The sequence below is a fragment of the Phycicoccus endophyticus genome (assembly GCF_011326735.1).
GTDB classification, from domain to species: Bacteria; Actinomycetota; Actinomycetes; order Actinomycetales; family Dermatophilaceae; genus Phycicoccus; species Phycicoccus endophyticus.
The window spans coordinates 1-26,494 of the sequence record NZ_JAANCN010000010.1 but is presented as its reverse complement, the minus strand read 5'-3'; the positions used below and the strand labels follow the sequence as shown (position 1 = coordinate 26,494).

Genomic DNA, 26,494 nt, shown 5'->3' with positions numbered 1-26,494 from the left:
CTTACGGTACGGGAAGCGAACCGCCCGGACAAGGGGCGTTCCACCAATGACAGCGCTGTCGATCTGGGCAAGGAGGCCCCCGTTGCTCGTCGTGACCCCCAACACGTGCATCGACGTGACGACGTGGCTCGCCACGCTCGTGCCGGGCACGGTGAGCCGCTCCTCCCGGACGGTCTCGACCGCCGGCGGCAAGGGGGTCAACGTCTGCCGGACGCTGCGCACGCTCGGGCGGACGCACCGGCTCGTCGGGCTCGCCCCCCGCGAGGACGCCCGCCTCGAACAGCTGCTCGCGGCCGAGGGCTGCGCCTTCGTCCCGGTCCACCACGACGGCCAGGGCCGGCTCGCGATGATCTTCCTCGAGGACGCCGGCCGGGTCACCGTCGTCAACGGGCGCGGCCCGGAGCCCGAGCAGTGGGACACCTCCGCCCTGCTGCCCACGGTGCGCGCCGAGCTCGCCGGCGCTCCCGCCGTCGCCTGCTCGGGGTCGCTGCCGCCCGGGCTGGCCCCCGACACCTACGGCCGGGTCGTCGAGGCCGCACACGCGGCCGGCGTCGAGGCCTACGTCGACGCCGCCCCGGCCGTGCTCGAGGCCACCCTCCCCTTCGGCCCGGACCTGGTGAGCCCCAACGTCGGCGAGGCCGAGGCGCTCCTGCACGGGCGGACCGACGAGAACGTCGAGGAGTCCGGCGAGGACCTCCTCGACCGCTGCCTCGAGGCCTCCCGCGAGCTGCACGCCCGCGGCGCGCGGCGGGCCGTCGTCACCGCCGGCTCCCACGGCGCCGCGCTGACCACCGCCGAGGGCACCTGGTGGCTCGGCGCCGCGCGGGTGCCGGTCGCCAACCCGATCGGTGCCGGTGACAGCTTCCTCGCCGGCACCTCCGACGCCCTGCTCGCCGGCGCCCCCGACGTCGTCGCCGTGCGGACCGGCATGGCGGTGGCCGCCGCCGCCGTCCAGCACGAGACCGGCGGGATGCTCGACCCGGCCCTCGTCGCCCCGGCGCTCGCCGCCCTCCCGGACCCGGTGGCGCGATGACCCGGCCGACCATCTACGACGTCGCGCGCGAGTCCGGCTTCTCGATCAAGACCGTCTCGCGGGTGATCAACGGCGCCCCCAACGTGCGCCGCGAGACCGTGGCCCGCGTGCAGGCGGCCATCGACCTGCTCCAGTACCACCCCGACCCGGCGGCCCAGCGCCTCGGTGGCGGCAAGCTGCCCACCGTCGGCGTCGTCGTCGACTCCATCGACGACCCGTTCTTCGCCCAGGTCGTCGCCGTCATCGAGGGCCGGGCCATGGACGTCGGGATGGACGTCCTCGTCGCCTCGACGGGCATGGACGAGTCGCGCATGCGCACCCAGATCCAGCGGCTCGCGCGCCGCGGGGTCGCCGGTCTCGTCGTCGCACCGTTCGGCGACGAGCGCAGGGTCGCCGAGGCCCTCCCCGACGAGGTGCCGGTCGTCGTCATCGACCGCAAGTGCGGCGTCACCGACAAGGACGTCGTCCGGGTCACCGACGAGGAGGGCGCCGTCGAGGCCGTCCGCCACCTCGCCGCGCGCGGCCACCGCCGGATCGGGTTCCTCGGCAAGACCTCGGCCTTCACGACGCTCACCGACCGTTACGTCGGGTACGAGAAGGCGCTCGCCGAGGCGGGGCTCGAGGTCGACCCCCGGATCGTCGAGACCCGGGCGTGGTCCGCCGACGAGGGCTACCCGCACGCCCTGGCGATGCTCGCGACGGCGGACGCGCCGACCGCCGTCTTCGCCGCCTCCCCGATGATGGGCCTGGCGATCCTGCGCGCCCAGCAGCGCCTCCACCGGCAGGACATCGCCGTCGTGATCTTCGGCGACCACCCCGCCGCCGACCTGATGACCCCGCCGACGACGGTCGTCGACCAGCGCCCCACGGCGCTCGCGGAGGCCGCCTTCGACCTGCTGTCCCGCCGCATCCAGGACCCCGACGCCGAGGTCCTCGACATGGTCATGCCGACGATGCTCCTCGCCCGCGGCTCGGGCGAGCTCGCCCCGAGGTCGCTCCCGTGAGCGCCGTCGTCGACCTCGGCTTCGACCTCGGGACGACCGTGACGAAGGTGAGCGCCGTCGCGGCCGACGGCACCCGCCTGCTCGACCGCGCCGTCGACACCGCGTGGCGCGAGACCGGCGAGGGGCGCGTCGACCGCAGCCCGTCCTCGGTGGTCGACGCCGTCGAGGACCTCCTCGAGCAGGTGGGCGCTGCCCTCGGCCCGGGGGCGGCCATGCGCTCCCTCGGCTTCACCTCGATGGCCGAGGCGGGCGTGCTCGTCGACGCCGCGGGGGTGGACCGCTCCCCCGTCATCGCCTGGTACGACCCGCGCGGCACCGAGCAGGCCGCGGCCCTGCCCGCGCCGCTCGCGCACGCGTTCCCCGCCCGGACCGGCCTACCGGTCAGCCACGTCGCCTCGTTCTTCAAGCTGCTGTGGCTGCGCGACGCGGGCCTGGACCTGCGCGGGCTGCAGTGGCTCTCGCTGCCCGAGTTCGTCATCCTGCGCCTCGGTGGGCGGCGGGTGGCCGAGCTGTCGCTGCTCGGGCGCACCGGGCTGCTCGACGTGCATACCGGGCGCGCCTGGCAACCGGCCCTCGAGCACCTCGGGTCGGGCCCGCAGCTGCTGCCCGAGATCGTCGCCGCCGGCGAGCCCGCCGGCCGGGTCCGCGCCGACCACCCGGTGGGTGCGGCCCGTGGCGCCGTCCTCACCGTCGCCGGGCACGACCACGCCGTCGCGGCCGCGGCCACCGGCTGCGCCCTGCCCGGGTCGGCGCTCGACAGCTTCGGCACGGCCGAGGCCTACCTCGCGGCGGGCACCCACGTCCCGGAGCCCGACGTCGTGCGCGACCTCGCCGGCCAGGGCATCTCCGTCTACCCCCACGTCGTGCGCGGCACCACGGGGTTCATCGGCGGCACCCGCACCGGCCTGGTCCTCAAGCGGGTCCAGCGCGTCCTCGGCGCCGAGCACGACCCCGCCCGCAGCGCCCTCGACGAGCAGACTCTGCGGCTGCCCCCCGGCGACACCGCCGACGTACGGGTCACCGGCTACGCGATGGAGGACCACGAGGTCCGCATCGAGCTCGACTCCGAGACCCACACCCCCGCCCACGTCTGGCGGGCCGCCCTCGACGGCGGGACGGCCCGTGGGCGTCAGCTGCTCGGCACGCTGCACGACGCGGGGGTCCCCGTCGACCGGCTCGTCGTCGCCGGCGGCTGGACGCGGATGCGCTCGGTGCTCGCCGCCCGCCGCGACCTCGCCCCCACCGTCGAGGTCTCCGACGTCGAGCTGCCCGGGACGTGGGGGGCCGCCCGTTTCGGCGCGTGGGCGGCCCTGCACGCCACCGACGCCGGCGCCGACCGCCGGCCACCCGCCCCGTGGTTCACCCACGAGAACACCCCAGACCGCCAGTCCACCCAGGAGGCAACCGCATGACGACCACGACCGGACTCGACGCCATCGCCACCGAGGCAGGTACCTTCGCCGTCCTCGCGATGGACCAGCGAGGCACCCTGCGGCGGATGCTCGCCGCCGTCGACCGCAGCGAGACGACGGAGGAGGAGATCACCGCGCTCAAGCGCGACATGATCGCCTCGCTCGCCGGCAGCGCCTCGGCCTTCCTCGTCGACCCCACCTTCGGCCTGCCCGCCGCCAAGGCCGCCGAGGCATCCTCCCCCTTCGGCCTCCTGCTCGCCGCCGAGCCCGCGAGCCGCGGCACGCACGACGGCGAGCCCGTCGTCGCGCTCGACCCCGCCCAGGACGCGGCCTGGGTGCGCGACAGCGGTGCCGACGCGATGAAGTTCCTCGTCCAGGTCCGCGCCGACCGGCGCCCCGGCGCCGACGGCCGGGACACGACGGCCGAGGCGGTCGAGGTCATGCGCACCCTCGTCGCCGACTGTGCCGAGGTCGGCGTGCCCTCGGTCATCGAGAACCTCATCTTCCCGCTCGCCGGCGAGGAGCCCCTCTCCCCCGCGGCCCGCGCGGACGCCATCATCGAGGCCGCGGTCCTCATCGACCAGCTCAGCCCCAGCCTGCTCAAGCTCGAGTACCCCGGCAGCCCCGAGGCGTGCCGGCGTCTCGCCGAACGCATCTCCTCACCCTGGGCGGTCCTCTCGGCCGGTGTGTCCTCGGACGAGTTCTCCGAGGTGCTGCGCATCAGCTGCGACGAGGGCGGCGCCAGCGGCTTCATCGCCGGGCGGTCGGTGTGGCGCGAGGCGGTCGCCATGGACCACGCCGAGCGCGTCGCGTTCCTCTCCGACACCGGGCGTCGGCGCCTCGACGAGTACCGCGCCATCATCGAGGGCCGGGCCCGCTCGTACCGGGAGAGCGCGGCATGAGCGCCCTGCTCGAGGCCCGCGGGCTGCGCCGCCGCTTCGGCCGGGTCCAGGCGCTCGACGGTGCGGACTTCGACGTCTCCGCCGGCGAGGTCGTCGCCCTCATCGGCGACAACGGTGCCGGCAAGTCCACGCTCGTCAAGGCGCTCACCGGCAACCTCGACCTCGACGAGGGGGAGGTCCTCTTCGAGGGCACCCCGGTGACGTTCCACACCCCCCAGGACGCCTCGCGCGCCGGCATCGAGGTCGTCCACCAGGACCTCGCCCTCGCGCCACACCTCGACGCGGCGCAGAACATGTACCTCGGCCGTGAGGTCATGCGCAGTGGCCTGCTCGGCCGGCTCGGGTTCATGGACACCCCCCGGATGCGCCAGGAGGCCGCCCAGGCCTTCACCGACCTCGGGTCGGCCGTGCGCAGCGTCGTCACCCCGGTCGGGTCGATGTCCGGCGGCCAGAAGCAGTCGGTGGCCATCGCCCGCGCCGTGGCCTGGGCCGACAAGGTCCTCTTCCTCGACGAGCCGACCGCCGCGCTCGGCGTCGTGCAGACCCGCAACGTCCTGGACATGGTCAAGCGGGTCCGCGACCGCGGGCTCGGCGTCGTGCTCATCTCGCACTCGATGCCGCACGTGCTCGAGGTGGCCGACCGCATCCAGGTGCTGCGGCTCGGCAAGCGGGTCGCCACCTACCCCGGCAAGGGCACGAGCGTCGAGGAGCTCGTCGGCGCCATGACCGGAGCACTGGAGATCAAGGAGGGTGCGGCATGAGCACGACCACCACGAGCGACAGGCCGGCCTCGGGGATCGAGACCAAGGCCACCCACGACAGCCTCGCCGACCGGGTCCGCGCCATGCAGTCGGTGTGGATCCTCGGCGTGCTCGTCGTCATCGTCGCCATCTTCGGCGTCATGCAGCCGAGCACGTTCCTCACGACGGGCAACCTGACCAACATCGCCCAGAACGTCTCCATCTGGGCGGTCCTCGCGGTCGGGATGACCTTCGTCATCATCACCGCGGGCATCGACCTGTCCGTCGGCTCGGTGCTCGTGGTCTCCTCCGTCGTCGCGGCGAAGGTCATGGAGTCGATGGGCGACACCGGGTGGGGCACGGCGCTCGTCGGCCTCGTGCTCTCGGTCGTCGTCGGGGTCTTCTGGGGTGGCCTGAACGGGCTGCTCGTCGCCAAGGCGAAGGTCCCCCCGCTCATCGTGACCCTCGGGACGCTCTCCGTCGCGCTCGGCAGCGCGCAGATCCTCACCGGCGGCCTCGACATCCGCTCCGCCCCGCGCGTGCTGCAGGACTCCATCGGCTACGGCCGGCTCGCCGGCGTCCCGGCGATCACGCTCATCGCGCTCGTCATCGTCGTCATCGGCGGGGTGATCCTCCACCGCACCCGCTTCGGCCGGTACACCTACGCCATCGGGTCCAACGAGGTCTCCGCCCGCCGGGTCGGCATCAACGTCGACCGCAAGCTCGTGGAGATCTACGCCTTCTCCGGCTTCCTCGCCGGCGTCGCGGGCATCCTCTCGCTCGCGCAGTACGGCACGACGACGATCGCCGGGCAGTCGCTGACCAACCTCAACGTCATCGCGGCGGTGGTCATCGGCGGCACCTCGATCTTCGGCGGCCAGGGCTCGATGTTCGGCTCGATGGTCGGCCTGTTCATCCCGGCGGTCCTCCAGGCCGGGTTCGTCATCATCGGCGTCTCCCCGTACTGGCAGACGGTCGCCGTCGGCTCGATCCTCATCGCCGCGGTCTACGTCGACCAGCACCGGCGGGCCGCCGCCGTCCGGGCCGGCTAGCCCCCACACACCTGCACCACGACAACGAAGTCACCACAGAAAGGCAGGACCCATGCGAAGCACCCTCAGGTCCACCGCAGCCGTCCTCGGCGCAGCTCTCGCCCTCGCGGCGTGCTCGTCCGGGGCACCGAGCGCCGACTCCAGCGGCGACAGCGGTGGCAGTGACAACAAGACGATCGCCTTCGTCCAGGGCGTCGCCGGCGACGAGTTCTACATCACCATGCAGTGCGGGATCGAGGAGAAGGCCAAGGAGCTCGGCTACACGGTCACGACCCAGGGTCCGCAGAAGTTCGACCCGACCCTGCAGAAGCCGATCGTGGACTCGGTCACCGCGTCCAAGCCGGCCGCGCTGCTCGTCGCCCCGACCGACGTCCAGGCGATGCAGGCTCCGCTGGAGCAGGCCGCGGCGGCCGGCATCAAGGTGGTGCTCGTCGACACGACGGTCAACGACCCGTCCTTCGCCGTCTCGCAGATCAGCTCGGACAACATCGGCGGCGGGAAGGCGGCCTTCGAGGCCATCCAGGAGGCCAAGCCGGACGGCGGGAAGGTGCTCGTCATCTCCACCGACCCCGGCATCTCGACGGTCGACGCGCGCGTCGACGGCTTCGAGGAGGCCACCAAGGGCGACAGCTCCTTCACCTACCTCGGCGTCCAGTACAGCCACAACGACCCGGCGACGGCGGCCAACCTCGTCTCCGCGGCGCTGCAGAAGGACCCGGACATCGTCGGCATCTTCGCGACGAACCTCTTCGCCGCCGAGGGCTCCGCGACCGGTGTCCGCCAGGCCGGGGCCAAGGACGTGACGATCGTCGGCTTCGACGCCGGCCCCAACCAGATCAAGGCGCTGCAGGACGGCACCGTCCAGGCGCTCGTCGCCCAGCAGCCGAGCACCATCGGCATGGACGGCGTCGAGCAGGCGGACGCCGCGCTCACCGGCGGCTCGGTCGAGAAGGAGATCCAGACCGGGTTCACCATCATCACCAAGGACAACCTCTCCGGCGAGGGCGGCGACGCGGCCTACAAGTCGACCTGCTGACCCTCCTCCCCCGAACCAGCGGGGCCGTCGTGAGCCGTTCGGGCCGCGGCGGCCCCGCTGCACGTCCGGGGGCCGGGGTCAGCCGCGCCGGTCGCGGGAGCCGCGTGCGGCGCGCAGCCGGCGGCGGCCCCGGTCGGCGAGCAGGCCCGTCACGAGCAGCACGCCGCCGACGGCGACGAAGAGCACGCCGCCGGGCAGGATCGGCGCGAAGACGGCGAACGCCTGCGTCGTCGTGAAGAGCACCAGCGCCGCCGCCGCCACCGCCGTGAGCCGGTCGGAGCCGCGCAGCGCGCCGAGCACCGCGTAGCCGCTCGCGAGGAGCAGGTAGACCACGACCGCGGTCACCGCGCGGGCGAGGTCGGGCGGTGTCAGGTCCTCGACGGTGCCGATGTCGGCCCGGCCGCGCCACAGCGCCAGGACGAGGGTCAGCGCCAGTGCCGCGGCGCCGAGGCCCACCTCGTACCGGTCCACGCCGGTGCCCGAGGCGGCGGCCAGCGCCCCGAGGACGACCCCGGCCGCGAGGGCCACCCAGAGCAGCACGGGCAGCGGCCGCGGGGGGTCCTCGGCGAGCGGCAGGGCCGCACCGAAGAGCGCCGCGAGGGCGAGCACCGCCCCCACCTCCCGCCACGGCAGGCCGAGTGACGCCCAGGCGGCCCGGCGGCGGCCGGCGTACCGGTGGAGGATCCCCGCGGCGACGGTCACGAGCGCCGCGGCGGCGATCGCCGTCGTCACCGCGAGCACGTCGTCGGCGCGCTCCCCGACCTCCCAGAGCAGCCACCCGGCCCCGAGGACGACCCCGAGGACGGTGGGCCCGAGGGCTGCCACGGCGTAGGCGTAGCCGAGCGCCCCGAGGGCCCACAGGCCGAGCAGCCCCGGTGTGCCGGTCGCCACCTCGGCCGCCAGTGCCCCCTGGAAGACGACCGCGCCGAGCGCCGCGGCCGCGAGCAGGCGCAGGGCGCCCACGGCGGGTGACGCGAGGTCTCCCGCCCGGGCCCGCCGGTGGGCGAGGAGCTCGGCGGTGGCCAGCAGCCCGAGCCACAGGGAGAGGACGAGGACGAGCCGCACGAGGTGCGACATCGCCTCGATGTTCGCCACCACGGCCCACAGCAGGCCGACCCCGACGAAGAGCGAGCCGAGGGTGAGGACGGTGCCGGTGAGGGTGACCCTCCGGTGGACCTGGTAGCGGGCACGGACCGCGGCGACGGCCTGCTCGTCGAGCAGCCCGTCGGCAGCCCACTCGCCCAGCTGCTCCTCGAGCCAGGCGAGCTGGCGCGGGCTCACGGCGGCCCGGGCCGCGGGTGACCCGGCGGGTGCCGCCGCACTGGTCGCGGTGGGGCCTGTCAAGGTCTCGTCGCGTGGTTCGGGTTCGGTTGCGGGAGAAGTGGAGTGCGCAGACATCGCATCCTCCTCGGGAGGGTCCCGGGAGCGGGACGGTTCCAGTCTCCCGCAGCCCTGAGCAGCCCGCCGTGAGATGCGTTACGCCGGGGCCGCCAGCCTGCTCCCCTGGAGGACCGGCCGCGGCCGGACGTGTGAGCCAAACCTCCGAGGGCCACCCCGGCCCGGGGGCCCCGGACCGATAGAGTTCGAGACATGCCGATCAGCAAGGTCCTCATCGCCAACCGCGGCGAGATCGCCGTCCGCATCGCCCGTGCCTGTACCGACTCCGGGATCGCCTCCGTGGCGGTCTACGCCGAGCCGGACCGGGACGCGCTGCACGTCAAGGTCGCCGACGAGGCCCATGCCCTCGGCGGCTCGACTCCGGGGGACTCCTACCTCCTCCAGGACAAGCTCATCGAGGTGGCGCACGCCTCCGGCGCCGACGCCATCCATCCCGGCTACGGGTTCCTCGCCGAGAACGCCCCGTTCGCGCAGAAGGTCATCGACGCGGGCCTGACGTGGATCGGGCCGGGCCCGGAGGCCATCGACTCCCTCGGTGACAAGGTCAAGGCGCGGCACATCGCGCTCAGCGCCAACGCGCCGCTCGTGCCGGGCACGAAGGACCCGGTCGACGGGCCCGACGAGGTCGTGGCCTTCGCCGAGGAGCACGGCCTGCCGGTCGCCATCAAGGCCGCCTACGGCGGTGGTGGGCGCGGCCTGAAGGTGGCTCGCTCGATGGAGGAGATCCCCGAGCTGTACGACTCGGCCGTGCGCGAGGCGGTCACCGCCTTCGGGCGTGGCGAGTGCTTCGTCGAGCGCTTCCTCGACCACCCCCGGCACGTCGAGACCCAGTGTCTCGCAGACCAGCACGGCAACGTCGTCGTCGTCTCGACGCGCGACTGCTCCCTCCAGCGCCGCAACCAGAAGCTCGTCGAGGAGGCGCCCGCGCCGTTCCTCACCGAGGAGCAGCACACCGAGCTGCTCCGGGCGTCCAAGGAGATCCTGCGCACCGCGGGGTACGTCGGCGCCGGCACGTGCGAGTTCCTCGTCGGCCCGCAGGGCGACATCAGCTTCCTCGAGGTCAACACCCGCCTCCAGGTCGAGCACCCGGTCTCCGAGGAGGTCACCGGCGTCGACCTCGTGCGCGAGCAGTTCCGGATCGCCGACGGCGAGAGCCTGGACTACCCCGACCCCGAGCCGCACGCGCACTCCATCGAGTTCCGCATCAACGGCGAGGACCCCGGTCGCGGCTTCCTGCCGGCGCCGGGCACGGTGAGCCGGATGGTCGTCCCCCAGGGCCCCGGCGTGCGGTGGGACGCGGGCATCGTCGAGGGCGACACCATCGCCGGCGCGTTCGACTCGATGATCGCCAAGCTCGTCGTCACCGGGCGCACGCGCCAGCAGGCGCTCGAGCGGGCCCGCCGCGCGCTCGACGAGCTCGTCGTCGAGGGGATGCCCACGGTCGTCCCGTTCCACCGCAAGGTGGTCTCCGACCCGGCGTTCGCGCCCGCCGACCCGCAGGAGCACTTCAGCATCCACACCCGGTGGATCGAGACCGAGATGATCAACGACATCGAGCCTTACGGCGGCCCGACGAGCGACGCCCCCGAGGCCGAGGAGCGCCAGCGCGTCGTCGTCGAGGTCGGCGGCAAGCGGCTCGAGGTCTCGCTGCCCGGCGGGCTGTCCTTCGGTGGCGGGGGCGGGTCGGCGAAGAAGAAGGCGCCGCGGCGCTCCGGCGGTGGTTCCGGCGGGGCCGCGGCCTCCGGCGACTCCCTCACCGCGCCCATGCAGGGCACCATCGTCAAGGTGAGCGTCGAGGAGGGCCAGACGGTCGCCGCCGGTGACCAGGTCGTCGTCCTCGAGGCGATGAAGATGGAGCAGCCGATCACGGCGCACAAGGCGGGCGTCGTCACCGGCCTCAAGGCCGAGGTCGGCGCGACGGTGAGCAACGGTGCGGTCATCTGCGACCTCAAGGACGCCGACGGCGACGCCGAGACTGCCGACGCCTGACCCGGAGGCCCTCCGACCCGGAAACCCCCGACTCGGAGATCCCTGACCCGGAGACCCCCGACCCGGAGGCCCCTGACTCGGAGATCCCTGACCCGGAGACCTCTGACCCGCCCGGGAACGAACCCGGCCCACGGGCCCGGTGCGTGACCTCGCGTCACCGGATCGACCAATAGGTCAATCCGGTGACGCCGGAACCGCCCGCCCCGTCTCTCCCGTGACCAATAGGTCACGTCAGGCACGGCTACCGGGTCCACACCGTGCCCGATGTGACCTATTGGTCGAATCAGTGACGCCCACCCCGGCCCGGACGTACCTGACGTGACCTATTGGTCGAATCAGTGACGGGGGGACGGGACGTCAGCGCATCAGTGCATCAGTGCATCAGGGGCCAGGCGTCCGGGGTCAGGGGCCGGGGGTCAAGCGGGGGTTCGCTCACCGGGGGTCATCGGGGCGGAGGAGCCGACCTGGCGACGCGGCTGGGGGTCGTCCCCGGTGCCGGGTGCCGGGTTCGGTGCCACCGGCGCCGGGTCGTCCGGCTCGTGCGGGGTCCACGGCTCCTCGACGTCGGGGTCCGGGTCGCTCGGGTCCGACGGGCTCTGCGGGCCGGGCTCGCTCGCGGTCGGCGCCTGTGGCCCGGAGCCGGTCGACCCGGTCGACGCGTGCGGATGGTCCGGGCCGGCGTCGGCGCTTGTCGGAAGTGTCAGCTGCTCGTCCTCCACGGGTCTCACTCTAGAGAGAACCCCACCGCCGGCACGAGAGTTCCGCCCGCGGCCGCTCACTCGTGGATGGGGTGCAGGCGCCGCGCCGCCTCGGCGACCGAACCGGACAGCGAGGGGTAGACGGTGAACGTCGAGGCGACCTGGTCGACGTTGAGCCGATGCTGCACCGCCAGCGTGACGGGGAAGACCAGCTCCGAGGCCCGCGGCGCGACGACGACACCGCCGACCACGGCCCCCGACCCCTTCTGCGCGAAGAGCTTGACGAACCCGTCGGTGATGCCCAGCATCTTCGCCCGCGGGTTGCGCGAGAGCGGGAGCATGAGCACCTCGGCGTCGACCTTCTCCTCGTCGACGTCGCGCTGGGAGATGCCCACGGTGGCGATCTCCGGGTCGGTGAAGATGTTCGCCGAGACGACCCCGAGGTTGAGCGGTGCGACCGCGTCGCCGAGAGCGTGCGACATGGCGATCCGGCCCTGCATCGCCGCGACGGACGCCAACGGCAGGACGCCGGTGCAGTCGCCCGCGGCGTAGACGCCCCGCACCGACGTGCGCGAGACCTTGTCGACGGCGACGTGCCCCGAGGGCGCCAGCTCGACGCCGACCTCCTCCAGGCCGATGCCCCGGGTCTGCGGCACCGACCCGACGGCGAGCAACGCATGGCTGCCGGTGACCTCACGACCGTCCTCGAGCTCGACGACGACGCCGTCGCCCGTGCGCCGCACCGCCGCCATCCGCGAGCGCGAGAGGACCTCCATCCCACGCTTGCGGAAGACGTCCTCGATGACGGCGGCCGCCTCCGGGTCCTCCCCCGGCAGCACCCGGTCGCGCGAGGAGACGAGGACGACCTCGCTCCCGAGCCCGAGGTAGGCCTGCGCGAGCTCGGCACCGGTGACCCCGGACCCGACGACGACGAGCCGCTCGGGCAGCTCGCGCAGGTCGTAGATCTGCTGCCAGGTGAGGATGCGCTCCCCGTCCGGCACCGCGGTGTCCATGACCCGGGGCGAGGCACCGGTCGCCACGAGGACGACGTCGGCCTCGATGTCCCGGCCGCCCGAGCCGTCACCGGCGCCAGCGGCAGGCTCGGCGTCCGCGGACTCTCCGCCGTCGGAGCCGCCGGTCACCCGCACCGTCGTCGGCGCGACGAGCCGGCCCTCCCCCGCGACGACGCGCACCCCGACCTCGCCGAGCCGCGCGGTGATGTCGGCGCTCTGGGCCCCCGCGAGGTCGAGCACCCGCCGGTTGACCTCGGGCAGGTCGGCGACGGCGTCGGTGACCTCGTCGCCCTCGTGGTCCTGCAGGTGCACCCCGAGGTGGGCAGCGGTCTCGAAGTCGCTCATGTAGTCGGCGGTCGAGATGAGCGCCTTGCTCGGGACGCAGTCGGTGAGCACCGCGGCGCCCCCGACGCCACTGCGCTCGACGACGGTGACCTCGGCCCCGAGGTGGGCGCCGACGAGCGCGGCCTCGTAGCCACCGGGGCCGCCGCCGAGGATGACGACTCTGCTCGAGCGCACGTTCACGGCCCCCATCCAACCACCCGTCGCGCCCCGCTCCGGGCCTGCCCGCGCGAGACGCCTCCCCCCGTCCCGTTCCGCGCCGCCGCCGGAGTCCCTAGAGTGCCTGCGGGACCGTCACCGGCCCCCGGCTCCGGCCGCCCGTCCTTCCAGGAGGTCACCATGTCCCGTCCCTTCGGCCGCCGCGCCGGCGCTCTCGCCGTCGCCGGGCTCGCCGCCGTCGCGCTCGTCGCCTGCTCCCCGCCGACCGACAGCGACTCCGGGGACTCGGGCGAGGATGGCGCCAGCTCCGCCGCGAGCGCGACCTCGGCGGAGGACCTCGGCGGGATGGACGCCCTCGTCGACGCCGCCACCGAGGAGGGTGCGCTCAACGTCATCGCCCTGCCGCCGGACTGGGCGAACTACGGCGAGGTGATCAAGGCCTTCCAGGCCAAGTACCCCGACATCGAGGTGACGAGCGACCAGCCGGACGCCAGCAGCGCGGACGAGATCTCGACCGCCGAGCGGCTCAAGGGCCAGTCCGGGGCTCCGGACGTCTTCGACCTCGGCGCGTCGGTCGCCCTCGTCAACACCGACATGTTCGCTCCGTACCAGGTCTCGACGTGGGAGGACATCCCCGAGGAGTTCAAGGACCCCGACGGGACCTGGGTCAACGACTACGGCGGCTACATGAGCATCGGCTACGACTCCGACAAGGTCCCCGCCCCGACGAGCGTCCAGGACCTCCTGAAGTCCGACTACGAGGGCAAGGTGGCGCTCAACGGCAACCCGACCGAGGCCGGGGCCGCGTTCGCGGGCGTCCAGATGGTCTCGATCGCCGAGGGCGGCAGCGCCGGCGACCTCGCCAAGGGCGTCGACTTCTTCAAGCGGCTCAAGGAGGCCGGCAACTTCCTGCCCGTCGACCCCACGCCGGCGACCGTGCAGTCCGGCCAGACCCCCGTCGTCATCGACTGGGACTACCTCAACGCCGGCCTGAGCAGCCAGGTCCCGAGCTGGAAGGTCGTCGTCCCGGACGACGCGGTCGTCGCGGGCTACTACTACCAGGCGGTCAACGCCGACGCCCCGCACCCGGCGGCGGCCCGGCTGTGGGAGGAGTTCCTCTACAGCGACGAGGGCCAGAACCTGTGGCTCAAGGGCGGCGCCCGGCCGGTCCGGTTCGACGCGATGCACAGCGCCGGCACCCTCGACGAGGATGCCGCCGCCGCCCTGCCGGAGGTCACCGGGACCCCGGTCGTGCCGACCCAGGAGGACGCCGACTCCGGCAGCGCCTACCTGACGAAGAACTGGGCGAACGCCGTTGGCTGAGCCGGCGGCCCCCCCGCGCGCGGGGGCGCTGCGACGGCTGCGACCGTCGGGCGCCCTCGCCGGGGTGGTCCCGTTCTTCGCCTACACGACGGTCTTCCTCATCGTCCCGACGGCCGTCGTCGTCATCGGGGCCTTCCTCGACGCCGACAACCGCTTCACCCTCGGCAACCTCGAGGCGCTGACCGAGCCCTCGGTCGTGCGGGGCCTGACTCAGTCGGTCATCCTCTCGGCGGTCACCTCGCTCGTCGGCGCCCTCGTCGGCGGGGTGCTCGCCTACGCCGTGAGCACCGCACGGGAGGGGTCGGTGACCCGGCGGTTCTTCACCTCCCTGTGCGGGGTGCTCGCGCAGTTCGGCGGTGTCGCACTGGCCTTCGCGTTCATCGCGTCGTTCAGCGCGCAGGGGCTGCTCAGCGTGCTCCTCGGCCGGGTCGGGCTGGGCACGGGCTCGGGGCTGTGGCTCTACGAGTGGGACCGCGGCCTGGTGCTCGTGTACCTGTACTTCCAGATCCCGCTCATGCTCATCGTCTTCCTCCCGGCCGTGGAGGGGCTGCGCCCGCAGTGGCGCGAGGCCACCGAGACCCTCGGCGGCACGACGTGGACCTACTGGCGCCGGGTGGCCGGCCCGATCCTCATGCCCTCCTTCGTCGGCGCGGCACTCCTGCTGTTCACCAACGCGTTCTCGGCCTACTCCACCGCGAAGGCGCTCGTCTCCCAGGCCAACCCGCTGCTGCCGCTGCAGATCGGGAGCTCGCTCTCCTCGGAGGTCATCCTCGGCCAGGAGAACGCGGGCAAGGCGATGGCCCTGGAGATGGTCCTCGTCGTCGCCGTCGTCATGGTCCTCTACGCGTGGCTCGACCGGCGCGCGGGGCGGTGGATGCGGTGAGCGGCCGGTCCGTGTTCCGCCGCCGCCAGCGGGTCTTCCGGTGGGTCACCCTCGCGGTGCTGCTCGCCTTCTTCCTCCTGCCCCTGCTCGGGATGCTCGACTACACGACCCAGGGCCCCGGCGGCGAGGGCCGCACCGCGCAGACCTGGCGGACGCTCGCCGACGTCTCGACCGTCTCCGTCGAGTACCCGGCGCTCAAGGAGGGCTTCCTCGCCTCGGTCGGGCTGGCGGTCATCACCCCGCTCGCGATGCTCGTGCTGCTCGTCCCGACGATGACCTGGGTGCGGCTGCGGCTGCCGGGGCTGTCGCGGACGGTGGAGTTCGTCTGCCTCCTCCCGCTCACGGTGCCGGCGATCGTCCTCGTCGTCGGCCTCACGCCGGTCTACGCCTGGGTGTACTACCTGTTCGGCGCCTCGACGCTGTGGCTCTCGCTCGCCTACGTCGTGCTCGTCCTGCCCTACGCCTACCGCTCGCTCGACGCCGGCCTGCGGGCGATCGACGTCCGCACCCTCTCGGAGGCGGCGCGCTCGCTCGGCGCCGGCTGGCTCACCGTGATGTGGCGCGTCGTGCTGCCCAACCTGCGCACCGCGGTGCTGTCCGCCTCGTTCCTGTCCGTCGCGCTCGTCCTCGGCGAGTTCACCATCGCCAGCCTGTTCAGCAAGAAGAACCTCCAGGTGGCCATGTACGAGCTCGGCAAGTCCGACGCGCAGATCTCGGTCGCCGTCGGGCTCGCCGCGCTCGTCTTCGGCTTCGTCGTCCTCTTCGCGATGTCGTTCGTCGGCACCCGCCCGGCCGGTACCGGGCGCCTGGCCCGGCGGCGCCGTCCCCGCAAGGAGAACCCTGCATGACCTCGACCACACCCGCCCCGACCGACCCGAGCACCCGCGGCATCGCGGTGCAGCTGACCGAGCTGCGCCGCGTCTACGGCGGGGTCGCCGCGCTCGACGGCCTGACGCTGCACCTCGAGCCCGGCGAGCTCGTCGCCCTGCTCGGACCCTCCGGGTGCGGCAAGACGACCGCGCTGCGCTGCCTCGCGGGCCTGGAGGACCCCGACTCGGGGTCGATCGAGGTCGGCGGCCGCGACATCACGGGCGTCCCGACGAACAAGCGCGACATGGGGATGGTCTTCCAGGCCTACAGCCTCTTCCCGCACATGACCGCCCGCCAGAACGTCGAGTTCGGCCTCGAGCTGCGCGGCCGGGACAGGAGCGCCCGGCGGGCCCGCGCCGGGGAGATGCTCGAGCTCGTCGGGCTCTCGGTGCACGCCGACAAGTACGCCCACCAGCTCTCCGGCGGCCAGCAGCAGCGGGTGGCGCTGGCCCGGGCGCTCGCCATCGAGCCGCAGGTGCTCCTGCTCGACGAGCCGCTGTCGGCGCTCGACGCCAAGGTCCGCGCCCAGCTGCGCGACGAGATCCGCCGCATCCAGCTCGAGGTCGGCACGACGACGCTCTTCGTCACCCACGACCAGGAGGAGGCGCTCGCGGTCGCCGACCGGGTCGGGGTGATGTCGGTGGGCCGCCTCGAGCAGGTCGCACCCCCGGCGGAGCTGTACAGCGCACCCCGCACGCCGTTCGTCGCCGACTTCGTCGGGCTGACCAACCGCCTGCGCGCCCGGGTCGAGGACGGACGGGCGCAGGTTCTCGGCGGCAGCATCCCCGTGCTGCCCGGGTCCGCCGACGGTCCCGAGGCGGTCGTGCTCGTCCGTCCGGAGGGGATCGTCGTCGAGCCCGGCGACGGTCCCGCGCCCGCGACCGTGGTCAGCGCGAGCTTCCTCGGCGGGCACGGCCGGGTCGTGGCCCGCACGCCGGAGGGTGAGGAGGTCTCGGTGCAGGTCGCGAACACCGACGTGACGCGCTACCGCCCCGGCGACCGGGTGCACCTGGCTCCCCGGGGTGACGCTGCCCTCGCGGTCGCGGACTGAGCCGCGCCCGTCGGTAGGCTCGCCACCGTGACCGACGCCGCCGCCCACGACCTGACCGACCCCGCGACCGACCCGTTCGCGGTCGCCGAGGCCGCCGCCGCGGTCATCCGCGAGCGCACGGGGGCCGACCGGCACGACATCGCCCTCGTCCTCGGCTCCGGCTGGGGGCAGGCCGGCGACCTCGTCGGCGAGACACTCGCGAGCATCGAGAACACCGACGTGCCAGGCTTCGCCAAGGCCGCGGTCGAGGGGCACAGCGGCACGATGCGCTCGGTCGCGGTCGGCGACACCGGCCGCCGGGCGCTCGTCTACGGCACCCGCACCCACTTCTACGAGGGCCGGGGCGTGCGGTCGGTCGTGCACGGCGTGCGCACCGCCGCGGCCGCCGGCTGCTCGAGCCTCGTCATCACGAACGGGTGCGGGGGCCTGCGCCCGGAGTGGGCGCCCGGCACGCCGGTGCTCATCAGCGACCACATCAACCTCACCGCGCACTCCCCCATCGAGGGCGCGCACTTCGTCGACCTCACCGACCTGTACTCCCCGCGGCTGCGCGCGCTCGCCCAGGAGGTCGACCCGACCCTCGACGAGGGCGTGTACGTGCAGTTCCGCGGGCCGCACTACGAGACCCCGGCCGAGGTGCGGATGGCCAAGGTGCTCGGTGGCGACCTCGTCGGCATGTCGACCTCGCTCGAGGCCATCGCCGCCCGCCAGGCCGGCCTCGAGGTGCTCGGCATCTCGCTCGTGACCAACGCCGCCGCCGGCATCTCGCCCGACCCGCTGAGCCACGAGGAGGTCCTCGCCGCCGGACGCGCGGCCGCCGACCGTTGCGGCCGCCTCCTCGCCGACGTCGTCCGGCTCGCCTGAGAGCGCCGCGATGAGCGACCTCGAGGATCTCCTCCGCGCCGCCCGTGCCTGGGCCGACGACGACCCCGACCCGGTGACCCACGCCGAGCTCGAGCGGCTCGCCACGGCCGCCCAGGGCGGCGACACCGCGGCGCACGCCGAGCTCGCCGACGCGATGTCCGGGATGCTCGAGTTCGGCACCGCCGGGCTGCGCGGCCGCCTCGGCGGCGGCCCGCACCGGATGAACCGCGCCGTCGTCATCCGGGCCGCGGCCGGGCTCACGGCGTACCTGCAGACCCTCGACGCCGAGCCCTTCGTCGTCGTCGGGTTCGACGCACGCACCAACAGCGACGTCTTCGCCCACGACACCTGCGCGGTCGTCACGGGGATGGGCGGGCGTGCGGTCGTGCTCCCCCATCCGCTGCCGACGCCGGTGCTGGCGTACGCGATCCGGTACCTGGGCGCCGACGCCGGAGTGATGGTCACCGCCTCGCACAACCCGCCCGAGGACAACGGCTACAAGGTGTACGTCGGCGACGGCTCGCAGATCGTGCCCCCGGTCGACGGGCAGATCGCCGAGCGGATCGCCGCGGTGGGGTCGGTGGCGTCGGTGCCGCGGGCGGACGACGGCTGGGAGACCCTCGGCGACGAGGTGCTCGAGGCCTACCTCGCCGACGCCGTCACGGTCCTCGCGCCGGGTTCGCCGCGCGACGTCACGGTCGTGCACACGGCGCTGCACGGCGTGGGGTCGGAGACGGTTCGGCGCGCGTTCGCGGCCGCCGGCTTCCCGGAGCCGGTCCCCGTGCCGTCGCAGGCCGAGCCGGACCCGATGTTCCCCACCGTGTCATTCCCCAACCCGGAGGAGCCGGGGGCGATGGACGCCGCGCTCGAGCTCGCCGAGCAGACCGGTCCCGACGTCGTCGTCGCGAACGACCCCGACGCCGACCGCTGCGCCGTCGCCGTGCCCGGCCCGGGCGGGTGGCGGATGCTCCGCGGCGACGAGGTCGGCGTGCTGCTCGGGTCGCACGTGCTGTCGCGCGGGGTCGTGCCCGACTCCGCCGAGGCCGTGTTCGCCAGCTCGATCGTCTCCTCCCGCATGCTCGCCGCGATGTGCCGGGCCGCCGGCGTCCGCCACGAGGAGACCCTCACCGGCTTCAAGTGGATCGGCCGGGTACCGGGCCTGCGCTACGGCTACGAGGAGGCGCTCGGGTACTGCGTCGACCCGGCGCACGTGCGCGACAAGGACGGCGTCACGGCCGCGCTGCTCGTCGCCGAGATGGTCGCGACCCTCGCGGCGGAGGGGCGCAGCCTGCTCGACCGGCTCGACGACCTCGCCGGCGAGCACGGGGTGCACGCCACGGACTCCTTCGCGGTCCGCGTGGAGGACCTCGGGCTCATCGGCCGGGTCATGGACCGGCTGCGGGCGCAGCCGCCCGCGCAGGTCGCGGGGGTCGCCGTGGAGCGGGTGGACGACCTGGCCCGCGGCGACGGCGGGCTGCCGCCGACCGAGGGGCTGCGCTGGTACCTCACGGACGGGTCGCGGGTCATCGTCCGCCCGTCGGGCACCGAGCCGAAGCTCAAGGTGTACCTCGAGGTCGTCGAGCCCGTCGCCGGTGGCGACCTCCGCTCTGCGCGCGAGCGTGCCGCGGCCCGGCTGGCCGCCGTCCGCACCGATCTCGAGGCCGCCACCCGCCCCTGACCCCGGCTCGAGTGCGCGCGCGGTCGCCCCGGCCACCACCTGCGCACTCACCGCGGGACGGGGCTGCGACGGTGACCCCGGCCTGCGCGCCCCCGTAGACTCCCCGGGTGAGCACCGCCACCGACGTCGACGTGACGGCTCGGGCCCGGGACATCCTCGGGGTCTCGCGCCTGACCACCACCGCCCTCACCGGCTGGCTGCACGGCCTGCCGGGGGTCGACCAGGTGGGCTGCGAGGCCCGGGCCGCAGCCCTCTCGACCCGCTCGGTGAAGACGACGAGCAAGGCGTGGGCGGTCGACACCGCCATCTCGATGATCGACCTCACCACCCTCGAGGGCGCCGACACCCCCGGCAAGGTGCGCGGCCTCGCCGCCCGCGCCCTCGTACCGGACCCGAGCGACCCCACGACACCGAGCCCGGCCGCGGTCTGCGTCTACGGCGACATGGTGCCGTTCGCGCGGGAGGTGCTCGGGCACTCCACGGTCCGGATCGCGGCCGTCGCCACCGCCTTCCCCAGCGGCCGGGCCAGCCGGGCGGTCAAGCTGGCCGACACCCGGGACGCCGTGGCCAACGGCGCCGACGAGGTCGACATGGTCATCGACCGCGGGGCCTTCCTCGCCGGCGACTACCGGCAGGTCTTCGACGAGGTTGCCGAGACGAAGGCGGCCTGCGGGGAGGCCCGGCTCAAGGTGATCATGGAGACCGGCGAGCTCGTGACGTACGACAACGTCCGCCGGGCCTCGTGGCTGTGCATGCTCGCGGGGGCCGACTTCATCAAGACCTCCACGGGCAAGATCTCCCCCGCCGCGACGCTGCCGGTGACCCTCGTCATGCTCGAGGCGGTCCGCGACTGGCGCGAGCTGACCGGCGAGCAGGTCGGGGTCAAGCCCGCCGGCGGCATCCGCACGAGCAAGGACGCCATCCGCTACCTCGTGACGGTGAACGAGGTCGCCGGCGAGGAGTGGCTCGACGCGCACTGGTTCCGTTTCGGTGCCTCGAGCCTGCTCAACGACCTCGTCCTCCAGCGCCAGCGCATGCGTACCGGCGCCTACTCCGGCGCCGACTACGTCGCCGACGACGCCCCCAGCGGTTACTGAGCAGAACGAGGACGCCACGGATGCCCACCTTCGAGTACGCCCCCGCCCCCGAGTCCCGCTCGGTCGTCGACGTCGCCGCCAGCTACGGGCTGTTCATCGGCGGTGAGTTCGTCCAGTCCGAGGGCGGCGCGCCGCTGAAGACCGTCAACCCGGCCACCGAGGAGGTGCTCGCCGAGGTCACCGAGGCCAGCGCCGCCGACGTCGACGCGGCCGTGCGCGCGGCCCGTACCGCCTACACCCGGGTGTGGTCGCGAACGAGCGGCGCCGACCGCGGCAAGTACCTCTACCGGATCGCCCGGATCATCCAGGAGCGGGCCCGCGAGTTCGCCGTCCTGGAGACCCTCGACAACGGCAAGCCGATCCGGGAGAGCCGTGACGTCGACATCCCGCTCGTCGCGGCGCACTTCTTCTACCACGCCGGCTGGGCCGACAAGCTCTCCTACGCCGCGCTCGGCGAGGACCCGCGCCCGGTCGGCGTCGTCGGCCAGGTCATCCCGTGGAACTTCCCCCTGCTCATGCTCGCGTGGAAGGTGGCACCGGCGCTGGCCTGCGGCAACACGGTCGTCCTCAAGCCGGCCGAGACCACCCCGCTGACGGCGCTGCTCTTCGCCGAGGTCTGCCAGCAGGCCGACCTGCCGCCCGGTGTCGTCAACATCGTCACCGGCGCGGGCGCCACCGGCCAGGCCCTCGTGGACCACCCGGGCGTCGACAAGCTGGCCTTCACCGGCTCCACCGCGGTCGGGAAGATGATCGCCCGCTCCATCGCCGGCACCCGCAAGACGGCCACGCTCGAGCTCGGCGGCAAGGCCGCCAACATCGTCTTCGACGACGCCCCGATCGACCAGGCCGTCGAGGGGATCGTCGACGGCATCTTCTTCAACCAGGGCCACGTCTGCTGTGCCGGCAGCCGGATCCTGGTCCAGGAGAACATCGCCGAGGAGCTCGACCGCCGGCTCAAGCGCCGGCTGGCGAGGCTGCGGGTCGGTGACCCGATGGACAAGAACACCGACGTCGGCGCCATCAACAGCCGCGTCCAGCTGGAGCGGATCGAGGAGATGGTCACCGTCGGCGAGGCCGAGGGGGCCGAGCGCTGGGACTCCGGCTGCGAGCTGCCCTCCAGCGGGTTCTGGTTCCGCCCGACGGTCTTCAGCGGCGTCGCCCAGAGCCACCGGATCGCCCAGGAGGAGATCTTCGGGCCGGTGGTCTCGGTGCTCACCTTCCGCACCCCCGGGGAGGCCGTGGCCAAGGCCAACAACACCCCCTACGGCCTCTCGGCGGGCATCTGGACCGAGAAGGGCAGCCGGATCCTGTGGATGGCCGACCAGCTGCGGGCCGGGGTCGTGTGGGCCAACACCTTCAACAAGTTCGACCCCACGAGCCCGTTCGGCGGCTACAAGGAGTCCGGCTACGGCCGCGAGGGCGGCCGGCACGGGCTGGCTCCCTACGTGCGCACCAGCTCCCCGGCCTGACCCCGGGCCGGTCAGGCCGGCGGGCGGAGCCGCTCGACGAGGGCGGCGCAGGCCCCCTCGAGGTGGCGGCGCATCAGCTGCTCGGCCACCGGGCCGTCGCCGCGCTCCATCGCCTGGAGGACTCCGCGGTGCTCGGCGGCGATCCGGTCGCGCCCGAGCGCCTCGCGGTTCTGGATCATCGACAGGTGGATCTCCCCGCTGAGGTCGCCGTAGACGCGTGAGAGCCGCGGGCTACCCACGGCCTCGACGAGGGCGCGGTGGAAGCCGAGGTCGGCGTGGACGAACACGCTGTGGCGCGCGTCGAGCGGCACGTGCGCGAGCGCGTCGACCGCCTCCGCCGCGGCCCGCGGGACCTGCTCCTGCTCCATGAGGGCGTGGACGACGGCGAGCTCGAGGGGCAGGCGCACCCGGAAGAGGTCCTCGACGTCGCCCTCGGTGAGCACCGGGACGCGGGCGGACTTGTGCGGCTCGCGCCGCAGCAGGCCCTGCTGGACGAGGGTCGCGATGGCCGCCTTGGCTGTGGGCCGGGAGACGTCGTACTCCGCCGCGACGTCGTTCTCGGTGAGCCCGGCGCCCGGGTCGACCTCGCCGTCGAGGACCCGCGTGCGCAGGGTGTCGGTGAGGGCGTCGACGAGCGAGACGGTGCGCAGCTTCACGGGCGGCCTCCTTCGACGGCGGGGTCCTCATCCTAGGCGATCGCAGCAGACGAACTGCTCGGATGATTGACAGACAAGTTCTCACGTCTTACGTTCATCCCTATGTCCGCGCGACGGCGCGCGGGTGGCCCGAAGGAGTGCCCCCATGTTCCAGCCCGTCCCCGACCCCGTCGCCGGGTCGCTCGCCCTCTCCGCGCTCGTCGCGGCGCTGCCGCTGCTCACCCTCTTCGCCCTCCTCGGCGGGCTGCGCTGGAAGGCCTGGCAGGCCGGCCTGGCCTCCCTGCTCGTCGCCCTGCTCGTCGCGGTGCTCGCCTTCGGGATGCCGGCCTCGCAGTCCCTCCTCGCGGCCAGCGAGGGCGCCGGCTTCGGCCTCTTCCCGATCATCTGGATCGTCCTGACCGCCATCTGGGTCTTCCGGCTCACCGAGCTCACCGGCTACGACCTGCTCCTGCGTCGCGCGTTCGGCAGCGTCTCCCCCGACCACCGGGTCCAGGCCATCCTCATCGCCTTCTGCTTCGGCGCCCTCCTCGAGGCCCTCGCGGGCTTCGGCACGCCGGTCGCCGTCACCGCGGTCATGCTCATCGCCGTCGGCCTGCGCCCGCTCAAGGCCGCCGCCGTGGCCCTCGTCGCCAACACCGCGCCGGTGGCCTTCGGCGCGATCGCCGTCCCGATCACGACCCTGGCCAAGATCACCGGGCTGGACGCCGCCGACCTCGCCTCGATGGCCGGGCGGCAGACCCCCGTGCTCGCCGCCATCGTCCCGCTCGTCCTCGTCGTCATGGTCGACGGCCGGCGCGGCCTGCGCCAGGCGTGGCTGCCCGCGCTCGTCGGCGGGCTGGGCTTCGCGCTGACGCAGTACGTGACCTCGAACTTCCTCGCCTACGAGATCACCGACATCCTCGCCGCGTTCGTCGGCGCCCTCGCGCTCGTCCTCCTGCTGCGCGTGTGGCAGCCTGCCCAGGTGCTCCAGGACCAGGCCCCCGAGGAGGGCGAGCCGGCGGCTGCCGGCGCCTCCGCCGCGAGCGCCGGCGGGGGCGGCACCACCCTGACGGCCACCGAGGCCGAGTCCGTCACCACCGCGGTGAGCGGCCGGCAGGCCCTGCTCGCCTTCGCCCCCTACCTCGTCGTCGTCCTGCTCTTCACCGCCGTCTCCTTCGGCCCGCTGAAGACCTTCCTCGCCGACCACTCCGGCTGGAAGCTCGACTGGCCCGGGCTGCAGGTGGCCGGCTCCGACGGCACGCCGCTCGCGGCGGCGACCTTCAACCTCAACGTCTTCTCCGCGGCCGGGACCACCCTGCTCGTCGCCGGCGTCGTGACGGCCCTGGTCTACCGGGTGAGGGCGGCCGCGGCGGCCCGGGCCCTGCTCGACGTCGTCGTCCAGTTCCGGTTCACGATCCTCACCGTCGTCTCGGTGCTCGCCCTGGCCTACGTGATGAACTTCTCCGGGCAGACGGTCACCCTCGGCCTCGCGCTCGCCTCGACCGGTGGCTTCTTCGCCTTCCTCTCCGCGGTCGTCGGCTGGATCGGCGTCGCCGTCACCGGCTCGGACACCTCCTCGAACTCTCTCTTCGGGCTGCTCCAGGTGACCGCCGCGGAGGAGACCCACCTCAGCCCGTACCTGCTCGCGGCGGCGAACACCTCCGGCGGGGTCCTCGGGAAGATGATCTCGCCGCAGAACCTCGCGATCGCCGCCGCGGTCGTCGGGATGGAGGGCCGCGAGAGCCTGCTCTTCCGCCGGGTGCTCGGCTGGAGCCTGCTGCTCCTGCTGCTCATGTGCCTCCTCGTGCTCCTGCAGTCCACACCGGTGCTCGGCTGGATGGTCGTGGGGTGAGCGTGCCCACGACACCGCGCCCCGACGGCGACCGCGACCGGCTCGCCGCCGCCCTGGCCGACCCCGCCCGGCTCTCGCGGCGGGCCCTCGACCGGCTGAAGATGGCCCACGACGCCTCGCACTACGCGATGACCCCGCAGGCGGTGGCCACGCCGGTGGACGCCGTCGAGGTCGGGCGGCTCTTCGCGGCCGCGGCGGCCCAGGGGCTGCCCCTGACCTTCCGCTCCGGCGGGACCAGCCTCTCCGGCCAGGCGAGCACGACCGGGCTGCTCGTGGACACCCGGCGGCACTTCCGCGACATCGAGGTGCTCGAGGACGGCGCCCGGGTGCGGGTCGGCCCCGGCGCGACCGTCCGGGCGGTGAACACCCGCCTGGCGCGCTACGGCCGCAAGCTCGGCCCGGACCCGGCGAGCGAGGTCGCGTGCACCCTCGGGGGCGTCGTGGCGAACAACAGCAGCGGGATGGCGTGCGGGATCGCCGCGAACACCTACACCACCTTGGACTCGCTCGTCCTCGTCCTGCCGAGCGGCACGGTGGTCGACTCCTCGGCGCCGGACGCCGACGCGCGGCTGCGCGCGGACGAGCCCGAGCTGCACGAGGGCCTCGCCCGGCTGCGGGAGCGGGTCCGCACGACGCCGGGGTCGGTGCGCACCATCGAGCGGCTCTACGCCATGAAGAACACGATGGGCTACGGGGTCAACTCCTTCCTCGACCACACGGCGCCGGTCGACATCCTCGCCCACCTCGCCGTGGGCAGCGAGGGCACGCTCGGGTTCGTCGCCTCGGTCGTGCTGCGGACGGTGCCGCTGGAGCCGCACGCGATGACCGGGCTGCTCGTCTTCGACGACCTCGCCGGGGCCACCGGTGCCCTGCCCGACATCGTCGCCACCGGACCGGCGACCGTCGAGCTGCTCGACGCGGCCGCCCTGCGGGTCGGCCAGCGCGACCCCGGCGCCGACGCGTCGCTGCGCCGCATCGACGTGCGCGAGCACGCCGCCCTGCTCGTCGAGTACCAGGCGGGCACCGCCGAGGCGGTCGCCCGGCGCGCGGAGCAGGCCCGGCCGGCCCTCGAGGGTCTCGGCGCGTCCGGTCCGGCGGAGCTCACGGCCGACCCGGGCGCGCGGGCGCGGCTGTGGCACACCCGCAAAGGCCTGTACGCGACCGTCGCCGGCGCGCGCCCGCGGGGCACGACGGCCCTGCTCGAGGACGTCGTCGTGCCCGTCCCCGAGCTGCTGCCGACGTGCGAGCGCCTCATCGGGCTGTTCGCCGAGCACGGCTACCACGACAGCGTCGTCTTCGGCCACGCCAAGGACGGCAACCTGCACTTCATGCTCACCGAGGACCTCTCGGCCGGGCACTCCGCGCGCCTGGACGCGTTCACCGAGGACATGGTCTCCCTCGTCCTGCACCACGGCGGCTCGCTCAAGGCCGAGCACGGCACGGGGCGGATGATGGCCGGCTACGTCGAGCGGCAGTACGGCCCCGAGCTGTACGCCGTGATGCGTGAGGTCAAGGCGCTGTGCGACCCCGCCGGCGTCCTGGCCCCGGGCGTGCTCATCGCGCGCCCCGGCGCACCGGAGCCGGCGGTCAAGGTGCCGCTCGCCGTCGACGACGAGGTCGACGACTGTGTCGAGTGCGGGTACTGCGAGCCGGTGTGCCCGAGCCGCGACCTCACGACCACCCCCCGCCAGCGGATCGCGCTGCGCCGGGAGATGGCCCGGCTGCGCCGCGCCGGCGAGGAGGCGACGCTGCGCGAGGTCGAGGCCGACTTCGCCTACGACGCCGTGGACACCTGCGCCGTCGACGGGCTGTGCGCCACCGCCTGCCCATTGCACATCAACACCGGCGACCTGATGAAGCGGCTGCGGGGCGAGGCCGCCGGGCCGGTGCTGCGGCACGGCTGGGCGGCCGCCGCACGCCACTGGGGCGCCGCGACCCGGGCCGCCTCCACCGCGCTGACCACCGCGGACGCGCTGCCGCCGGCGCTCCCGGCC

At 73.9% G+C, this 26,494-nt stretch carries 22 protein-coding genes; 18 read left to right on the top strand and 4 right to left on the bottom strand.

Features of this window, described 5'->3' with window-relative positions:
* The first annotated feature begins 91 nt into the window (after positions 1 to 91).
* From G8D98_RS11570 to G8D98_RS11540, 7 genes are read left to right on the top strand one after another with little or no spacing between them, the layout of a single operon-like run.
* Positions 92 to 1,033 carry a 1-phosphofructokinase family hexose kinase gene (locus G8D98_RS11570; RefSeq protein WP_229661781.1) on the top strand — a complete coding sequence of 314 codons (942 nt, stop codon included), beginning with the start codon at positions 92 to 94 and terminating at the stop codon, positions 1,031 to 1,033.
* A complete protein-coding gene (locus G8D98_RS11565) occupies positions 1,030 to 2,037 on the top strand; it encodes a LacI family DNA-binding transcriptional regulator (RefSeq protein ID WP_166103285.1) in 1,008 nt (335 codons plus the stop codon). The genes G8D98_RS11570 and G8D98_RS11565 overlap by 4 nt, the downstream gene beginning before the upstream one ends.
* Complete coding sequence (locus G8D98_RS11560; protein ID WP_166103283.1) at positions 2,034 to 3,449, top strand: FGGY-family carbohydrate kinase; 1,416 nt, start codon at positions 2,034 to 2,036, stop codon at positions 3,447 to 3,449. Before G8D98_RS11565 ends, G8D98_RS11560 begins: the two co-directional genes overlap by 4 nt.
* On the top strand, positions 3,446 to 4,351 hold the full coding sequence (locus G8D98_RS11555; RefSeq protein WP_166103280.1) for a hypothetical protein: 906 nt from the start codon (positions 3,446 to 3,448) through the stop codon (positions 4,349 to 4,351). Before G8D98_RS11560 ends, G8D98_RS11555 begins: the two co-directional genes overlap by 4 nt.
* Positions 4,348 to 5,112, top strand: coding sequence for an ATP-binding cassette domain-containing protein (locus tag G8D98_RS11550; RefSeq protein WP_166103276.1), 765 nt, complete (start codon positions 4,348 to 4,350; stop codon positions 5,110 to 5,112). Before G8D98_RS11555 ends, G8D98_RS11550 begins: the two co-directional genes overlap by 4 nt.
* Positions 5,109 to 6,143, top strand: a complete 1,035-nt coding sequence (locus G8D98_RS11545) for an ABC transporter permease (protein WP_166103273.1) — start codon at positions 5,109 to 5,111, stop codon at positions 6,141 to 6,143. Before G8D98_RS11550 ends, G8D98_RS11545 begins: the two co-directional genes overlap by 4 nt.
* A gap of 52 nt (positions 6,144 to 6,195) precedes the next feature.
* Positions 6,196 to 7,179: an ABC transporter substrate-binding protein gene (locus G8D98_RS11540; protein ID WP_166103271.1), complete on the top strand. Its 984-nt coding sequence runs from the start codon at positions 6,196 to 6,198 to the stop codon at positions 7,177 to 7,179.
* A gap of 78 nt (positions 7,180 to 7,257) precedes the next feature.
* Here the strand turns inward: G8D98_RS11540 and G8D98_RS11535 are convergent, their stop codons facing one another.
* Positions 7,258 to 8,460: a DUF2157 domain-containing protein gene (locus G8D98_RS11535; RefSeq protein WP_166103268.1), complete on the bottom strand. Its 1,203-nt coding sequence runs from the start codon at positions 8,458 to 8,460 to the stop codon at positions 7,258 to 7,260.
* Between the two features lie 309 nt (positions 8,461 to 8,769).
* Between G8D98_RS11535 and G8D98_RS11530 the strand changes: the two genes are divergently transcribed.
* Positions 8,770 to 10,566, top strand: coding sequence for an acetyl/propionyl/methylcrotonyl-CoA carboxylase subunit alpha (locus G8D98_RS11530; RefSeq protein WP_166103265.1), 1,797 nt, complete (start codon positions 8,770 to 8,772; stop codon positions 10,564 to 10,566).
* A 416-nt stretch (positions 10,567 to 10,982) separates the two neighbouring features.
* Here the strand turns inward: G8D98_RS11530 and G8D98_RS11525 are convergent, their stop codons facing one another.
* A complete protein-coding gene (locus G8D98_RS11525; protein ID WP_166103262.1) occupies positions 10,983 to 11,285 on the bottom strand; it encodes a hypothetical protein in 303 nt (100 codons plus the stop codon).
* 56 nt (positions 11,286 to 11,341) lie between these two features.
* Positions 11,342 to 12,811, bottom strand: coding sequence for an NAD(P)H-quinone dehydrogenase (locus G8D98_RS11520; RefSeq protein ID WP_166103259.1), 1,470 nt, complete (start codon positions 12,809 to 12,811; stop codon positions 11,342 to 11,344).
* Between the two features lie 147 nt (positions 12,812 to 12,958).
* Between G8D98_RS11520 and G8D98_RS11515 the strand changes: the two genes are divergently transcribed.
* The 8 genes from G8D98_RS11515 (at position 12,959) to G8D98_RS11480 (ending at position 22,013) form a co-directional block, all read left to right on the top strand.
* The gene (locus G8D98_RS11515; RefSeq protein ID WP_166103257.1) at positions 12,959 to 14,101 is read left to right on the top strand and encodes an ABC transporter substrate-binding protein; all 1,143 of its coding nucleotides are present in this window, start codon (positions 12,959 to 12,961) and stop codon (positions 14,099 to 14,101) included.
* Positions 14,094 to 14,984, top strand: a complete 891-nt coding sequence (locus G8D98_RS11510) for an ABC transporter permease (RefSeq protein ID WP_229661765.1) — start codon at positions 14,094 to 14,096, stop codon at positions 14,982 to 14,984. Before G8D98_RS11515 ends, G8D98_RS11510 begins: the two co-directional genes overlap by 8 nt.
* A gap of 11 nt (positions 14,985 to 14,995) precedes the next feature.
* Positions 14,996 to 15,832, top strand: a complete 837-nt coding sequence (locus G8D98_RS11505) for an ABC transporter permease (RefSeq protein ID WP_240920867.1) — start codon at positions 14,996 to 14,998, stop codon at positions 15,830 to 15,832.
* A complete protein-coding gene (locus tag G8D98_RS11500; protein WP_166103255.1) occupies positions 15,829 to 16,905 on the top strand; it encodes an ABC transporter ATP-binding protein in 1,077 nt (358 codons plus the stop codon). The genes G8D98_RS11505 and G8D98_RS11500 overlap by 4 nt, the downstream gene beginning before the upstream one ends.
* 27 nt (positions 16,906 to 16,932) lie before the next feature.
* On the top strand, positions 16,933 to 17,769 hold the full coding sequence (locus G8D98_RS11495) for a purine-nucleoside phosphorylase (RefSeq protein ID WP_166103252.1): 837 nt from the start codon (positions 16,933 to 16,935) through the stop codon (positions 17,767 to 17,769).
* A gap of 10 nt (positions 17,770 to 17,779) precedes the next feature.
* Positions 17,780 to 19,447 carry a phospho-sugar mutase gene (locus tag G8D98_RS11490; protein WP_166103250.1) on the top strand — a complete coding sequence of 556 codons (1,668 nt, stop codon included), beginning with the start codon at positions 17,780 to 17,782 and terminating at the stop codon, positions 19,445 to 19,447.
* 107 nt (positions 19,448 to 19,554) lie between these two features.
* A complete protein-coding gene (gene deoC, locus G8D98_RS11485) occupies positions 19,555 to 20,544 on the top strand; it encodes a deoxyribose-phosphate aldolase (RefSeq protein ID WP_166103247.1) in 990 nt (329 codons plus the stop codon).
* 20 nt (positions 20,545 to 20,564) lie between these two features.
* Positions 20,565 to 22,013 (top strand): aldehyde dehydrogenase family protein, encoded by a 1,449-nt coding sequence (locus G8D98_RS11480; protein WP_166103245.1) that lies wholly within the window; start codon positions 20,565 to 20,567, stop codon positions 22,011 to 22,013.
* An 11-nt stretch (positions 22,014 to 22,024) separates the two neighbouring features.
* Here the strand turns inward: G8D98_RS11480 and G8D98_RS11475 are convergent, their stop codons facing one another.
* Positions 22,025 to 22,669 carry a GntR family transcriptional regulator gene (locus tag G8D98_RS11475; RefSeq protein ID WP_166103242.1) on the bottom strand — a complete coding sequence of 215 codons (645 nt, stop codon included), beginning with the start codon at positions 22,667 to 22,669 and terminating at the stop codon, positions 22,025 to 22,027.
* Between the two features lie 145 nt (positions 22,670 to 22,814).
* Here G8D98_RS11475 and G8D98_RS11470 point away from each other — a divergent pair, with 145 nt between their 5' ends.
* On the top strand, positions 22,815 to 24,500 hold the full coding sequence (locus G8D98_RS11470; RefSeq protein ID WP_166103240.1) for an L-lactate permease: 1,686 nt from the start codon (positions 22,815 to 22,817) through the stop codon (positions 24,498 to 24,500).
* A partial coding sequence (locus G8D98_RS11465) for an FAD-binding and (Fe-S)-binding domain-containing protein (RefSeq protein WP_240920866.1) occupies positions 24,497 to 26,494 on the top strand: 1,998 nt, incomplete at its 3' end. The genes G8D98_RS11470 and G8D98_RS11465, both read left to right, overlap by 4 nt.

Excerpts from the sequence above, each read along its gene's own strand:
- G8D98_RS11565 (WP_166103285.1), top strand. The coding sequence starts at position 1,030 with ATGACCCGGCCGACCATCTACGACGTCGCGCGCGAGTCCGGCTTCTCG.
- G8D98_RS11555 (WP_166103280.1), top strand. The coding sequence starts at position 3,446 with ATGACGACCACGACCGGACTCGACGCCATCGCCACCGAGGCAGGTACC.
- G8D98_RS11550 (WP_166103276.1), top strand. The coding sequence starts at position 4,348 with ATGAGCGCCCTGCTCGAGGCCCGCGGGCTGCGCCGCCGCTTCGGCCGG.
- G8D98_RS11545 (WP_166103273.1), top strand. The coding sequence starts at position 5,109 with ATGAGCACGACCACCACGAGCGACAGGCCGGCCTCGGGGATCGAGACC.
- G8D98_RS11540 (WP_166103271.1), top strand. The coding sequence starts at position 6,196 with ATGCGAAGCACCCTCAGGTCCACCGCAGCCGTCCTCGGCGCAGCTCTC.
- G8D98_RS11530 (WP_166103265.1), top strand. The coding sequence starts at position 8,770 with ATGCCGATCAGCAAGGTCCTCATCGCCAACCGCGGCGAGATCGCCGTC.
- G8D98_RS11520 (WP_166103259.1), bottom strand. The coding sequence starts at position 12,811 with ATGGGGGCCGTGAACGTGCGCTCGAGCAGAGTCGTCATCCTCGGCGGC.
- G8D98_RS11515 (WP_166103257.1), top strand. The coding sequence starts at position 12,959 with ATGTCCCGTCCCTTCGGCCGCCGCGCCGGCGCTCTCGCCGTCGCCGGG.
- G8D98_RS11500 (WP_166103255.1), top strand. The coding sequence starts at position 15,829 with ATGACCTCGACCACACCCGCCCCGACCGACCCGAGCACCCGCGGCATC.
- G8D98_RS11490 (WP_166103250.1), top strand. The coding sequence starts at position 17,780 with ATGAGCGACCTCGAGGATCTCCTCCGCGCCGCCCGTGCCTGGGCCGAC.
- G8D98_RS11480 (WP_166103245.1), top strand. The coding sequence starts at position 20,565 with ATGCCCACCTTCGAGTACGCCCCCGCCCCCGAGTCCCGCTCGGTCGTC.
- G8D98_RS11470 (WP_166103240.1), top strand. The coding sequence starts at position 22,815 with ATGTTCCAGCCCGTCCCCGACCCCGTCGCCGGGTCGCTCGCCCTCTCC.